13 protein-coding genes are annotated in these 13,606 nt (G+C 64.4%); 7 read left to right on the top strand and 6 right to left on the bottom strand.

The window, feature by feature from the left end; all coding sequences use genetic code 11:
• Positions 1–59: 59 nt before the first annotated feature.
• Positions 60–1,610, top strand: a complete 1,551-nt coding sequence (locus tag ACTEK7_RS01020) for an undecaprenyl-phosphate glucose phosphotransferase (protein ID WP_036025420.1) — start codon at positions 60–62, stop codon at positions 1,608–1,610.
• 155 nt (positions 1,611–1,765) lie between these two features.
• A complete protein-coding gene (locus ACTEK7_RS01015) occupies positions 1,766–3,022 on the top strand; it encodes an O-antigen ligase family protein (RefSeq protein WP_225147192.1) in 1,257 nt (418 codons plus the stop codon).
• Here the strand turns inward: ACTEK7_RS01015 and ACTEK7_RS01010 are convergent.
• Positions 2,991–3,467, bottom strand: a complete 477-nt coding sequence (locus tag ACTEK7_RS01010) for a MarR family transcriptional regulator (RefSeq protein ID WP_050995948.1) — start codon at positions 3,465–3,467, stop codon at positions 2,991–2,993. The genes ACTEK7_RS01015 and ACTEK7_RS01010 overlap by 32 nt on opposite strands.
• Positions 3,468–3,614: 147 nt before the next feature.
• Between ACTEK7_RS01010 and ACTEK7_RS01005 the strand changes: the two genes are divergently transcribed.
• Positions 3,615–4,811, top strand: a complete 1,197-nt coding sequence (locus ACTEK7_RS01005) for an FAD-dependent monooxygenase (RefSeq protein WP_225147193.1) — start codon at positions 3,615–3,617, stop codon at positions 4,809–4,811.
• A 99-nt stretch (positions 4,812–4,910) separates the two neighbouring features.
• On the opposite strand, the gene ACTEK7_RS01000 is transcribed toward ACTEK7_RS01005, so the two are convergent.
• From ACTEK7_RS01000 to ACTEK7_RS00990, 3 genes are read right to left on the bottom strand one after another with little or no spacing between them, the layout of a single operon-like run.
• On the bottom strand, positions 4,911–6,089 hold the full coding sequence (locus ACTEK7_RS01000) for a saccharopine dehydrogenase family protein (protein ID WP_225147194.1): 1,179 nt from the start codon (positions 6,087–6,089) through the stop codon (positions 4,911–4,913).
• 9 nt (positions 6,090–6,098) lie between these two features.
• Positions 6,099–6,881: a DUF169 domain-containing protein gene (locus ACTEK7_RS00995; RefSeq protein ID WP_225147195.1), complete on the bottom strand. Its 783-nt coding sequence runs from the start codon at positions 6,879–6,881 to the stop codon at positions 6,099–6,101.
• A 55-nt stretch (positions 6,882–6,936) separates the two neighbouring features.
• Complete coding sequence (locus ACTEK7_RS00990) at positions 6,937–7,704, bottom strand: YdcF family protein (RefSeq protein WP_036010382.1); 768 nt, start codon at positions 7,702–7,704, stop codon at positions 6,937–6,939.
• A 168-nt stretch (positions 7,705–7,872) separates the two neighbouring features.
• Here ACTEK7_RS00990 and ACTEK7_RS00985 point away from each other — a divergent pair, with 168 nt between their 5' ends.
• The 3 genes from ACTEK7_RS00985 to ACTEK7_RS00975 all read left to right on the top strand — a co-directional run bounded on the left by ACTEK7_RS00985 (position 7,873) and on the right by ACTEK7_RS00975 (position 9,766).
• Complete coding sequence (locus tag ACTEK7_RS00985) at positions 7,873–8,814, top strand: acetamidase/formamidase family protein (protein ID WP_225143247.1); 942 nt, start codon at positions 7,873–7,875, stop codon at positions 8,812–8,814.
• 199 nt (positions 8,815–9,013) lie between these two features.
• The gene (locus ACTEK7_RS00980; RefSeq protein WP_024341172.1) at positions 9,014–9,211 is read left to right on the top strand and encodes a hypothetical protein; all 198 of its coding nucleotides are present in this window, start codon (positions 9,014–9,016) and stop codon (positions 9,209–9,211) included.
• 75 nt (positions 9,212–9,286) lie between these two features.
• Positions 9,287–9,766: a GcrA family cell cycle regulator gene (locus tag ACTEK7_RS00975; protein ID WP_225147196.1), complete on the top strand. Its 480-nt coding sequence runs from the start codon at positions 9,287–9,289 to the stop codon at positions 9,764–9,766.
• Between the two features lie 269 nt (positions 9,767–10,035).
• Here ACTEK7_RS00975 and ACTEK7_RS00970 read toward each other — a convergent pair whose 3' ends face one another.
• On the bottom strand, positions 10,036–11,523 hold the full coding sequence (locus ACTEK7_RS00970; protein ID WP_036025433.1) for a porin: 1,488 nt from the start codon (positions 11,521–11,523) through the stop codon (positions 10,036–10,038).
• A 407-nt stretch (positions 11,524–11,930) separates the two neighbouring features.
• On the opposite strand from ACTEK7_RS00970, the gene ACTEK7_RS00965 reads away from it, so the two are divergent.
• Complete coding sequence (locus ACTEK7_RS00965; protein ID WP_036010395.1) at positions 11,931–12,437, top strand: MarR family winged helix-turn-helix transcriptional regulator; 507 nt, start codon at positions 11,931–11,933, stop codon at positions 12,435–12,437.
• Positions 12,438–12,447: 10 nt separating this feature from the next.
• Here the strand turns inward: ACTEK7_RS00965 and ACTEK7_RS00960 are convergent, their stop codons facing one another.
• Positions 12,448–13,560 (bottom strand): alpha/beta hydrolase family protein, encoded by a 1,113-nt coding sequence (locus ACTEK7_RS00960; protein WP_036010398.1) that lies wholly within the window; start codon positions 13,558–13,560, stop codon positions 12,448–12,450.
• Positions 13,561–13,606 lie beyond the last annotated feature (46 nt).

The following is a 13,606-nucleotide window of genomic DNA, read 5'->3' as shown; positions in this document are numbered from 1 at the left end:
GTATGCTTGCCCGGGCGCGCAATGCCGTGCCGCGGGTTCTGGAATGGACGTGAACGCCCGTGGAACCGCTCAACGCACGCTCGATGCTCGATGCCGCGGCCAGCGCTGCGGCAAAGCCTGCTGACCAGCCCTTCGTGGAGCGCCGTCGCCGGCTCTCGCCTGCCGCGCTCGATGTCGTCAACCAGAAGGTCGCCCGCGCCTATTCGCCGATCGTGATCGCCGGCTTCGTGCGCCTTGCCGATTTCGCGCTGCTGAGCCTCGTCGGCATCGCAATCTATCTCGGCTACGTCATGCCGCTCGCGGGGGCGTTCAGCTGGATCTATCCAGCCGAGGTCATCGCCGTCGCCATCGCCGCCGTGGTCTGCTTCCAGGCCGCCGACATCTATCAGGTGCAGCTGTTCCGCGGTCAGCTCCGGCAGATGACGCGGATGATCTCGTCCTGGTCGTTCGTCTTCCTGCTCTTCATCGGCATCTCCTTCTTCGCCAAGTTCGGCAGCGAAATCTCGCGGCTGTGGCTCGCCGCCTTCTACTTCCTCGGACTCGCCGCGTTGATTGCCGAGCGCCTGGTGCTGCGCGCGCTGGTCCGCGCCTGGGCGCGCCAGGGCCGGCTCGACCGCCGCACCATCATCGTCGGCTCCGACAGCAACGGCGAGCAACTGGTCGAGGCGCTAAAGGCGCAGGAGGATTCCGACATCCACGTGCTCGGCGTGTTCGACGATCGCAACGACAGCCGCGCGCTCGACACCTGCGCCGGCGCGCGCAAGCTCGGCAAGGTCGACGACATCGTCGAGTTCGCCCGCCGCACCCGCGTCGACCTCGTGCTGTTCGCGCTGCCGATCTCGGCGGAGACGCGCATCCTGGAGATGCTGAAGAAGCTCTGGGTGCTGCCGGTCGACATCCGCCTCTCCGCGCACACCAACAAGCTGCGCTTCCGGCCCCGCTCCTATTCCTATCTCGGCGAGGTGCCGACGCTCGACGTGTTCGAGGCGCCGATCACCGATTGGGACCTGGTGATGAAATGGCTGTTCGACCGTATTGTCGGCAGCCTTGCGCTGCTCGCAGCCCTGCCGGTGATGGCGTTGGTTGCGCTCGCCGTGAAGCTCGACAGCCCCGGCCCGGTGCTGTTCCGACAGAAGCGGTTCGGCTTCAACAACGAGCGCATCGACGTCTACAAGTTCCGCTCGATGTACCACCATCAGGCCGACCCGACCGCCTCGAAGGTGGTGACCAAGAACGATCCGCGCGTCACCCGCGTCGGCCGCTTCATCCGCAAGACCAGCCTGGACGAGCTGCCGCAGCTCTTCAACGTGGTGTTTTCAGGCAATCTGTCGCTGGTCGGCCCGCGCCCGCATGCGGTGCAGGGCAAGCTGCAGAGCCGGCTGTTCGACGAAGCCGTGGACGGCTATTTCGCCCGCCACCGCGTCAAGCCGGGCATCACCGGTTGGGCCCAGATCAACGGCTGGCGCGGCGAGATCGACAACGAAGAGAAGATCCAGAAGCGCGTTGAGTTCGACCTCTATTATATCGAGAACTGGTCGGTGCTGTTCGACCTCGTCATTCTCCTGAAGACGCCGATCTCGCTGCTGACCAAGAACGAGAACGCGTATTGAGTTTCTCTGTCATGCCCCGCGTAGGCGGGGCATCCAGTACTCCGTAGCGCCAGTGGTTTCCACGATAGGCGCCGCGGAGTACTGGATCGCCCGGTCAAGCCGGGCGATGACGGCTGTGTTGTGGCGCATGAGTTGCGTAAGCGTATGAGCGTGTGATGGCGTATGCGGCGACAGCCGGTGGAGTGAACGCAGCCGCAACGGCCGCGCCCGGCGTGCTGGCGTTGCAGCGCGCGCTGGTGTGGCTGGTCGGCGCCTCTGGCGCCATCGTCTTCATCGAGCCGAGCCCTTACGAGATCGCGACGCTGCTCGCGACCGTCACCTTTTTCGCCACCGGCCTGCGCCTGCGTCTCGTGCTGATGCCGCTGCTGTTGATGCTGATCCTGCTCAATGTCGGCTACACCATCAGCGCGATTCCGCTGTACGAGCGGACGGAGGTGGTGAGCTGGATCGCGACCTCCTGGTACATGGCGGTGACCGTATTGTTCTTCGCCATGGTCATCTCCGAGGACACCGAGGCCCGGCTCGACATGCTGCGCCGCGGCCTCGTGGTCGGCGCGATGATTGCCTCGCTGCTGGCGATGGCCGGCTACTTCCACCTGGTTCCCGGCGGCAACGAGCTCTTGACGCTCTACGGCCGCGCGCGCGGCACCTTCAAGGACCCGAACGTGCTCGGCGCCTACCTGATCCTGCCGGCGCTGTTCGCGCTTCAGAGCGTGGTCTCCGATAAACTGGCCAAGGCATTCCGCAACGTCATCGCCTTCGGCATCATGTCGCTGGCGATCCTGCTCGCCTTCTCGCGTGCGGCCTGGGGCGGCCTGGTGCTGACCTCCGCCTTCATGCTGGCGCTGATGGTGCTGACCAGCCACACCAATGCGCAACGTTCGCGCATCGTCATCATGGCGATCGTCGCCGCGGTGCTCGGCCTCGCGCTGATCGCCGTGCTGCTGTCGTTCGATTCCACGGCGGAGATGTTCAAGCAGCGCGCGAGCTTCGGCCAGAGCTATGACGAAGGCCGCTTCGGCCGGTTCGGCCGGCACATCCTGGGTGCGGAGATGGCGCTCGATCTGCCGTTCGGCATCGGTCCACTGCAATTCAACCGCTACTTCCCCGAGGACACCCACAACTCCTACCTCAACGCCTTCATGTCCGGCGGCTGGCTCTCCGGCGTGTGCTATCCCGCGCTGGTGTTCACCACCGTCATCATGGGTTTCCGCCACGTCTTCATCCGTGTGCCGTGGCAGCGCGCCTACCTCGCGATCTTTTCCGCCTTCCTCGGCACCGTCGGCGAAAGCTTCGTGATCGACACCGACCACTGGCGGCACTTCTGGATGATGCTGGGCGCAGTGTGGGGGATGATCGCAGCCGCGCAAGCCTACAAGCTCAGGTCCGGCGAGGACGCTTCTTCAGCTTGAGATCCGGCCGCTTTTCGGGCGGCGTGTCGAGCAGACCTTTCAGTGCCTCGGTCGCCGCGAGCGTGCCCTTGTATGCTTCATTGGAGAAGCGAAGCAGCAGCCGCAATTCCTCGTCGGAATAGCCGTTGCAGACGTTCTCCATCGCCTGCTGCATCGGCACGTAATACTGGCCGAGGCCGGCGATCGCCTCCGGCACGACCGTGATGAAGACCTTGCGACGATCCTTCTCGTCTCTTTCGCGCCGCACCAGGCCCGCCTTTTCGAGCCGGTCGACAACACCGGTGATGGCACCGGTGGTCAGGCCGGTGACCTCGGCGAGCCGCCCTGCCGTGACGCGGCCTTCGAGATACAGGATGTCCATGCATTCGAGATCGGAATTGGCAATTCCGGCAACGTTGGCAACGGTCTGTCCGTAGAGCACGCCCTGCGCGGAGGACCTGCGCATGGCGTCCTCGAGTTCCTGCAGCAGCGCAGCGCGCGCCTTCGTCCTTGACAAGGCCCACCTCATCTCTTAGGCAATATATATCTTAGTCACTAAGATAATTAGTGACCGTAATTTCTCCTAGCACCACGGAAACGTCGGGAGCAAGCCATGGCCCACCGTCCCCGCAAGGGGCTGATCATCGGCGCCGGCATCGCCGGCCCCGTCGCCGCGATCCTGCTGCGCCGCGCCGGCATCGAATCCGCGATCTACGAGGCCTGGCCCTATTCGAAAGGGACCGGCGGCGGCCTGCAGATCGCACCGAACGGCATGCATGTTCTGGACGAGATCGGGCTGGCGAAGCAGCTGATCGACCGCGGCTCGGTCGCGGAAGCCTTCAACTTCTATTCGCAGGGCGGCGAGAAGCTCGGCTCGATCAACCGCGATCTGGCGCGGCGCTTCGGCCAGCCGGCCGTCAACATCGCGCGCGCCACGCTGAACGAGATCCTGATCGACAAGGCCTGGTGCGCCTCTGTCTCGCTCTATTTCGAGAAACGCCTGATCAAGATCGAGGATCGCGGCGACCAGCCGATCATCGCCTACTTCGCCGACGGCACCACCGCCGAAGGCGACTTCCTGATCGGCGCCGACGGCGTGCACTCGGTCGTGCGCCGCCAGGTCGTGCCCGACGGCCCGCAGCCGTTCGACACCGGCCTGATCGGCTTCGGCGGCTTCGTGCCGCATGCCGTGCTTGACGGCAGATCCATCGGCCAGCACGTCGAAACGACCTTCGGACAGAGCGGCTTCTTCGGCTATGGCTATTGCAGCTCCGATCGAAAAGACGGCGTGATGTGGTGGAGCACGCAGCCGGCGCACGGCATGGACGTGGCGACGTTCCGCGCGCTCGACCATGCGACGCTGAAGCAGCATCTGCGCAGCTTCCATCACGGCTGGCATGATCCGATCCCCGCCATCATCGAAACGGCCGAGAACATCGTGGTCACCGACACGCTCGACGTCGCGACCCTGCCGACCTGGTCGCGCAAGCGTTCGCTTCTGATCGGCGATGCCGCGCACGCGACCAGCCCTCACGCCGGCCAGGGCGCCTCGCTGGCGCTGGAGGACGCGATGCGATTTGCTCGGCTGATGCAGGAGGGCCAGGAGCTCGGCGCCACTTTCCAGGCCTTCGAGGCCGAGCGCCGCCCGCGCACCGAGAAGATCGTCGCGATCGCCCGCCGCAACGGCAACAACAAGCGCGAGTTCAGCGCCACCGGCGCCTGGATGCGCAATCAGATGCTGAAATGGCTGCTGCCACTGGGTGCCAAGGGCATGGACTTCATGTACGCGTATGATGCCAGGGCGGTGTGACAGAGACGGTGCCGTAGGGTGGGCAAAGCGCAGCGTGCCCACCACCGAGAGATGGTGGGCACGGCGCGTTGCGCCTTTGCCCACCCTACGAGAGCCAACCTAGCTCTCCACTTTGAACGTCAGCCCGGCATTGTCCTGCAGCCGCTTGATCAGCTTGTGCTGCATCGCTGCGCCCGGCGTCCAGAAGCCGGCGGGAACGTCGCTCGCATCGCGCAGCAGGCAGATGGCGCATTCGGAGATCATCTTCGAGGTCGAGCCGTAGCCGGGATCGCGGTCGCCGGTGACGCCGGCGCGGACCATGCGGCCGTCGGGGGCGATCGCGACATAGAGCAGGTTGAACAGGCCGTTCTCCCGCTCCTCCTTCGACGGCCCCTCGCCCGGCTTCGGCGCGTTCGGGCCGGTCTTCTCGGCATTGGCCGCCATCACGCGCTTGGCGTTGGCCTCACCCTTCTCGCCGGGGCCAGTCAGCACCATCTCGTCGTAGACGAAGTCCTTCCCGTAGGGAAAGCCCATCAGCATGTTGGAGCGATGGACGTTGCGGGTGTTGATCAGCGCCATCATGAACGGCGCGGCCCAGGATTGCAGGTCCTCCTCGAAGACCGCCCTGTTGCCCTTGGGCTGCTTCGGGCCGGTGAAATCAGGCGTCAGCGCGAAGTGGTCGTTGAGGATGGCGACGAGGCTGAGATCTTTGGCGACGGCGTCGAAGGTCGCCTTCGCGCTCGCCGCCGTGCCGCCTGACAACGTGCCGCGCATGTCGCGCACGCGGCCCTTCACGCGCGGTGCCGGCGCGCCGAACACGCGCCTGGCTTCCTCCTGCACGAAGAAGGTGCCGAGCTCGAACGGCACGGAATCATAGCCGCAGGAGAACACGATGCGCGCGCCGCTCGCCTTGGCCGCCGCCTCGTACTTGTCGATCATCTGCCGCATCCAGACCGGCTCGCCGCAGAGATCGAAATAATCGACACCCGCAGCGACGCAGGCAGCTAACAGGTCCTCGCCGTAGAACTGGTAGGGGCCGACCGTCGTGATCACCGATTTGGTTTGCGCCACCATCGCCTTCAGCGACGCCGCATCCGACGCATCCGCCACGATCAGCGGCGTGTCGGCCGGCGCGCCGATCGCATCGCGCACCGATTTCAGCTTGTCGAGGCTGCGTCCCGCCATCGCCCATTTGAGCGCCTTGTCGTCCTTGTAACTCGCCGCCAGATATTCGGCGACGAGTTGACCGGTGAAGCCGGTCGCGCCGTAGACGACGATGTCGAATTTCGCAGAGCTCATGATCGGCCTTTACTTCTTCGCGTAGCTCACGCCCATGCCGGCACGGACGTCGCTTTGAATGCCATAGGGCGGGATCGGATAGCGCAGGCCGTTCTTCGCCAGCGCCTTCATGCCCTCGATTGCCTTGGCGAGATGCGAGGGCTTCAATGCCATCAGCATCTCCTCGTCCGGCACGCCGCCATAGCGCCGTTCGGCATAGCATGGCAAGGACAGGCTGGGCTCCCCAGTCTTGAGCGCCCGCCCCCATGAATCGGCGCAGGCGGTCTCGCCGACCACGCCCCATTCGAACTTCTTGTAGCCGGTATATTGCAGCCCGTTGATCAGGATGATCATCTGCCCCGGCGTCGCATAGACGAGGCAGATATCGGGAGGATCGAGCCGGCCGCTCGCGAGCGGGCTGACGGCGAGCGCCTGATAGTGCCCGAACGGAACCACGTCCAGCGCCGCCTGGCGCTTGCGCGCGTCCTCCGCCGTGCCGTGCCAGACCCCGACATAGTTTTCGCCGGCGAGCCATTTCTCGTCCTGCGGCGCAAGACCGATCACCGCGCGGCATTGGGCGCCTACGAGATCGTCGGCGGTGATGCCGACGGTCCAGCCCAGGCGCGCGGCCATGCTGACAATCTGATCGGTGGTGTGAATTGCGTTCGGGCGGCGGATCTTCGGGATCGCCTCCATTTCTGCGACGCTCGCGAACAGCTTCATGCCGATCACGTTCGTCTTCAGCCGCAGCAGGCTGTTGAGATCGGCGACGAGGCCAGCAAGGTCGATCCTGTCCGTACTCTGCTGTTGCATGGCTTCCTCCGCGCCGGCGATGGTGCGCCGCGTATTCTTGTTTTGCGGCTTTGTTCTAGTCCCTGCCCGGTCCCGGAAGCAACTCGGAGATCCTGCCCATCAGACGGTAAGCGGTAAGACCGATCCACTCGCGCACCGCAACTTCGGTTCGTCTCAAGCCGTCCGCGCCCATGTTGGTGAAGGAGAATAGATCCTCACGTCCCCCCATCCGCCAGTCCACCGGATAGGCCTCGACGTCAAATCCGGCCTTGCGGAAGATTCCCATCGAGCGCGGCATATGGAAGGCCGACGTCACCAGGAGCCAGCGCTCGCCGGGCTTTGGCGATACCAATTGCTTGGTGAAGATCGCATTCTCCCAGGTGTTGCGGGAGTTACGCTCGAGGATCAGGCGGTCCTTCGCGATGCCGAGATTCTCCAGGATCGGCGCGGAATAGTCGGCCTCCCTGGCCTCGCTCGACACCAGGTTCGCGGAGCCTCCGGTGAAGACGATGCGCGCATTGGGGTAGCGGCGCGCAAGCTCGGCCGGCGCAAACAGACGATCGGCCGCGTGCGCGACGACCGGCGTGCGATGCGCCGCCGACAGATCGGTGTCGACCGAGCCGCCAAGCACGATGATGCCGTCGGGCGCGCCGCGCGAGGCGTCCCACGCCGGGAAGCGCGACTCCAGCGGGTAGATCAGGAGATTGCCGAGCGGCGAGAACGCTGCGAGCGCCAGCAGCACCAGCGTGGTCACGGCAAGCCGGCGGCCAAACGCGGCAAAGCGCGTCGCCATCAGCACGACAGATACAATTCCGAGCTCGACCAGAAGATTGATCGGCAGCAGCGCGACGCCAATGGTCTTGGAGAGAGCGAAAAACAGAGGAGCCTCGCTGGAATGATCGTGCCTGCCATGCGCGGGCTTGGCCGGCACGGCCTTGTTCGGAAATCCTTCTTGAAAGAGGATCGATCGCCGGGTCAAGCCCGGACCGATCAAACCAACCGGACGCGGCAAATGACCCATCATCACCTGCATTCCAGCCCCGAAACCTGCCATTGGGGCTTCTTCGAAGCCGCACTCGAGCCCGTCCTCACCGTGGCCAGCGGCGACGAGGTGACGGTCGACACCATCAGCGGCGGTCCCGACATGCTGCCTGATCGCGACAGGTTTCACATTCCGCCCGAGATGCACGAGGTTCATGCCAGGAGCGAACGCATGCTGCCGGGCCACATCCTCACCGGTCCGATCGCGATCGAAGGGGCCGAGCCCGGCGACGTGCTCGCGGTCGAGATCCTCGACGTGCAGCTCCGGCAGGATTGGGGCTGGAACATGATCAAGCCGCTGTCCGGCACCCTGCCCGACGATTTCCACGAGACGCGGATCCTGAACATTCCGCTCGACCGTACCACGATGGTCGGCCGCATGCCGTGGGGCCTCGACCTGCCGCTGAAGCCGTTCTTCGGCGTGATGGGCGTATCGCCGCCGCCAGCCTGGGGCCGCATCTCCTCGCTGATCCCGCGCGCGATGGGCGGCAATCTCGACAACAAGGAGCTAGGAGCCGGTGCGACGCTGTATCTGCCGGTGTTCGTGCCGGGGGCGATGTTTTCCTGCGGCGACGGCCATGGCGTGCAGGGCGACGGCGAGGTCTGCGTCACCGCGATCGAGACCGCGCTGCAGGGCCGCTTCCGCCTGACGCTGCGCAAGGACCTGAAGCTAGACTACCCCCGCGCCGAGACGCCGACGCATTACATGACCATGGCGATGGACCCCGATCTCGACCAATGCGTGGTGCGCGCGCTCCGCGACATGATCGCGCTGCTCGGCGAAACGCGAAATCTGTCGCGCGAGGATGCCTACACGCTGTGCAGCCTCGCCGCCGATCTCCGGGTGACCCAGACCGTCAACGGCGCCAAAGGCATCCATTGCATGATCGAAAAGGCGATCGTGCACGGCTGAGCCGCCGCGCCCTTTCCTGACCTGCCGACATCACGCCGAGCCCGGTTTTCCCGGCGGCGCGTCGTGATGTGTCCGATTCTCAAGCGATTCCAATCACGTGAGCTTCCGCCCCAGCGCTGATTTGACTTCCACCCCCGAACCTAAATAGAGTCTTAATCGTTACTTTTATGTACCCGAGTAAGAGGCTAGCGTTCGGGCCATGGCCACCGAAAAAGCCGAGACTGACCGCATTCCCGTAACCTTGGCGCTCTCGACCATCGCGTATCTGGAGAAGCTGGTGAGACAGGGCACCCACGGCACCAGCGTTCCCGGCGTCGCACGGACATTGATCGAGGAAGGCATCCGTCTCGCCATCAAGGACGGTCTTCTGTCGATCCGCGACAATGGCAGGACGTGAGCGCACCCGGTACGTGAGGCGGGCGGATCTCGAGACCGCGGATGGCCGACATCTGCAACCTGGGATCGCCGACAAATGCCTGTTCTCTCACCGACCTGGACCGACGAACGAATCGAACTCCTGAAGCAGCACTTCGAGGCCGGCCTCTCCTGTCGCGAGATCGCCGCCGACATCGGCGTCAGCCGCAACGCGGTGATCGGCAAATTGTCGCGGCTCAATCTGACGCGCGGCCGGACGGTCGACGACCGAAAGGTCCAGGACAAAGGCCTGGCGCCGGCGCGGATGCGCAAGGCCGTGCCGCGGCTGCAATACGAGATGCTCGCCTCGATCTATGGCGAGACCGATGCGCCGGTGTTTGCCGGCCCAATCGACGAGGCCAACCGCTGCTCGTTGCTGGAGCTGTCGGAGAATCGCTGCCGCTGGCCGATCTCGACGCCGGGCGCAGCCGATTTCTGCTTCTGCGGCAACACGGCGCCGGACGGCCAGCCCTATTGCGCCGGCCACAGCCGCCTCGCCTATCGGCCGGCGGCGCGCACCCGCGTGATACGCGGCTGACGTTGCGGGCATCTGGACAACAAAAAACCTCCGGCGGGGCATCGCCGGAGGTTTCTGGAGGCTTAGCATGAAGCTAAGAGCCGCAACTTTCGTATCTGGCTGGCAGTGATATAGCTTAGTAGCTCAAGTAAGTAAATAAGTTTGACGCGACGGAATCGCATGGCTCGCCTTCGTGTTCCGCAACGGCATTCGATTTTCCGAAACTCTTGCCATGAAAAACCCCGGCAGTTTCCCGCCGGGGGTCTCCGATCGATTTGCGCGATCGATGATCAGAAGTTGCGCTGAGCGCGCAGCAGCATGCTCACCGAGTCTTGGTCCTTCAGCTCGTACACGGCCGCCGGCTTCGCAGCGCTGGCAATGCCCGGGCTCGCGATGAAGCCGGAGTACTTCTGGTCCAGACGCGACCAGCTCAAGTCGGCAGTGAACGCCAGGCCCTTGACCGGGGTCCACACGGTGTTCACACCGACCACCGCGAAGTTGAAGTCCGGATTACAGGTCGAACCGGCCAACCCGATTGCGGCGAAGTTGGTGCAGATCAGGGCCTTGCCCGTGTTGCCGTACTTCAGCTGGGCGTAGCCACCGTAGATGGCGCTGGCCCAGTTCGGGCTCCAGTTGTGGGTATAGCCGCCACGGAAGCCCCAGGTCTTGACGGTATCGATGCCGGTACCGGTTCCGAACACGCCGTCGGCGAGACCGGCGAACCCGGTGCTCTGATACGCGCCGTTGCCGCTGCCGCTGAACATGAAGAAGCTCTGCGGGAACAGGCTCTGGAAGTTGTAGCGGGTCGCACCGTCGGTGTAGACGGCCTGCAGGTTGATGACGTCACCCGCGCCGGTCGGGATGTTCTTGATCGACAAGGCGCCCTGCACGGCCCAGCCCCACTTGTCGGAGGGATGACCGGTGACTTCAGTCGCGCCGTAATAGGCTGAATGCAGCTCATGGGCCGCGACCGAGATCTGCGCCAGACCCCAGGCCTGGTCGACACGAACCTGACCGATCACCTCGGGCATGCGCGTGCCGCCCCAGGCGCTGGCGCCATAGACGCCGGTCACGAACTGCGCCGCCGTACCCGACGACACGTTCCAGAGGTTCGATTGACCATTGTTCGCCGAGGTCTCGTCCTGCAGCGCGAACGAAGCAGTGATGCCCTGGCCGAAGTCAGCCGTGTAGGCAACCTGGTTCACGCCGTTGACGTGGTTGGAGCCGCCCGGAAGGGTATCGGGGCCGCCGGCCGGATAGCTCTGCCAGGGAGCGTCGAAGATCGAGACCGTGCGGCCGAAAGTGAAGCCCGCGAACTGGATGAACGCATGGTAGAGACCGAGCGAGGCCGAACTGGTCGAGAACGCCGACGGGTTGCTGCCGGTGACGTTCGTGGAGTCGTAGCTGACGACCAGGTCGGCGTAGGTGCGAACAACGCCGTATTCGGTCGCCGTGCGGGTATCGATGTTGAAGTCCAGACGAGCGCGGCTGTAGTAGTAGTTGGTCAGACGGTTGTTGGACCCGCCGTTCACACTGCTCGAGCTGTTCCTGAAGCCATAGTCGCCGCCGCCGCCGAGAAGCATGTCAGCGCGGATGTAACCACCAAACTTGATGCAGGTATCGGTGCCCGGCATGTAGTAGAAACCCGCGCCGTAGAGCGAGCAGATCTTCACGTATTCGACTGCCTTGGCCTTGACCGGAAGATCAGCCGCCTGAGCTCCACCAACGGCGATCAGTCCCGCCGCAGTGCCGAGCAAAAGGCTCTTCACCACTTTCATTTAAAACCTCCAAGTTGCTCATTTCACGGAGACCGGACCGTGAGGCCCCCCAGATCCCCGTCTCTTCATCAAATCCGCTCGGCCGCTTCGCGTTTTCGGACGTACCTGCATTCGCGAGGGACGTGAGCGAACCACCTGCAACGGGACGATCGAGAACCCCCCACCGTCGGGATCAATATGCCCGCGCCGTTCCGTTAATCAAAATAGTTTATTAGATCAGCTTTGTGGTTTCACTAACCCTGTGGCCGCAACGCAACACCGGTGTTGAGCCAAAAAGCCTGATCGGGTCATATTTGTAGTTTTCGTGACACCATTACCCTGCTCTGCACTTGCGTCAGAGCAGAGTTGCGTGGACTATGCCCGCCGAAAATGAGCCGGAAAGAGAATCAGCTTGCGGGAGTGACGCTGTGTCCGCGACGAGGAAGGAAGGCGCGCGCCTGCGCACCATCGGCAACCTGGATATCATCAGGCGATTCACCTGGGAGATATCGTCGATCAACATGTATCTCGAGGAGCTGCGTCAGTTCTGGGCGAGGACGCTCGGCATCAGCGGACCGCAATGGCTGATCCTGATGGCCATCTCGGACCTCGACAAGGACGACGGCATTCCGGTCAACGTCGTGTCCAAGCTCCTCCACGTCGATCCGTCCTTCGTCACCACCCAGTCCAAGCTGCTGGAGAAGAAGGGCCTTTTGCGCCGCCGCCCCTCGCCGACCGACGCGCGCGTGGTCCGGCTATCCCTGACCGAGAAAACGCAGAAGCACCTGGCGAGCCTCAACGAGCAGTACAAGACCATCAAGGAATTCGTCTTCCAGGAGTTCGACGAGGCCGAGCTCGCCGAATTCACCACCAAGCTCGCGACGCTGAAGACCCGGCTGGAAAAGGCCTGCGTCCGCCTCAGCCTGGACCTCTGACGGCTCGCCGCTAGATCCGCCCCGCGCCACGGAGCCGCGATTCCAGCCAGTCGAATATATATTCGTTGGCAAGGCTCGGATTGTCGGCATGGGCCTGCGCGGCGCCGGTCTCCGCCGCGGTGAACACTTTCAGCGTGACATCCGAGCTGCCGAGCCGGGAATTCCGGACGAGCTGACGCGCCCGGTCGGCCTTGAGCCAGCCGTCCTCCCCGAGCGTGATCAGCACCGGGCAGTCGGCGCTGGAGGCCATCAGCGGCGCATGCGGCACAGGGACGATGCTGACGTCGCTCATCGCGAATCGGCTGGCGAAAAAGGCCCGCTCGTGCAGATCCCACAGGCCGCCGTCGCAGACGGCGGCGGCAAGCCGCGGCTCCTGCAGCACCGCGCGCGCCACGAAGGACGAGCCCCAGCCATCGGCGATGATCCCGACCCGCGCGAAATCGACGTCCTGCCGCATCTCCAGATAATCCATGACGCCGGGGATCGCGCTCTCGAGATCCTGGCGCCGCAATAGCGCCTCGAGAAAATCGTCGCGCTGGTCGCCGAACAGGTCGAGCGCCAGCATCGAGAAGCCACGCTCGCGCGCGTGCGGCACGAGCTTGAACAGAAATTCTTCCTTGCGGTGGCCGGGCTCGCCGATGCAGATCACGGTCGGCGCCGGCTCCTTCCCCGATGGCGCGGGCAGGAAGTATCCCTGCAGCGAGTGCCCGTCGAGCCAGGGTATCGTCACCACCTCGCCGGCCGGGCTGCGCGCGGCGAGATAGCGGCGCGCGCATTCCTGCATGGCCAGCACGGCGACCCAGCGGCGCTCGTCGGCGGGATCGAGCGGCATCGCTGCGGCACCATAATAGTTCATGGCGCGCAGCCAATTGCGCTGCGCACTGGCGCGGTGGCCCTCCGCGAACGCGGTCTCCGCGCGCTGCCGATTGGTCTGCGCCAGCTTCTTCCACTCGCGGTGCCAGGAGCGGTCGTCGCCGCGCTTCAGCTGCCGCGCGATCATCAGGCATTCCGCGATCGTGGCGCCGCCCTCCTGGGCCGCCGCGAGCAGCCGCGTGAACTCAGCTGAAATGTCCTCTCGCTCCGGGCAAAAGGTCCAGTCGTCGGAGAGGCATGCGGGCATCATTGGGAGCTACGCTCTAATCGTCGCGTTACCCCGATTGACTAAACCA

The sequence above is a fragment of the Bradyrhizobium sp. JHI2711 genome (assembly GCF_056156565.1).
Note: the sequence above shows the minus strand (reverse complement) of the source record. Positions and strands in the feature narration are given on the sequence as shown.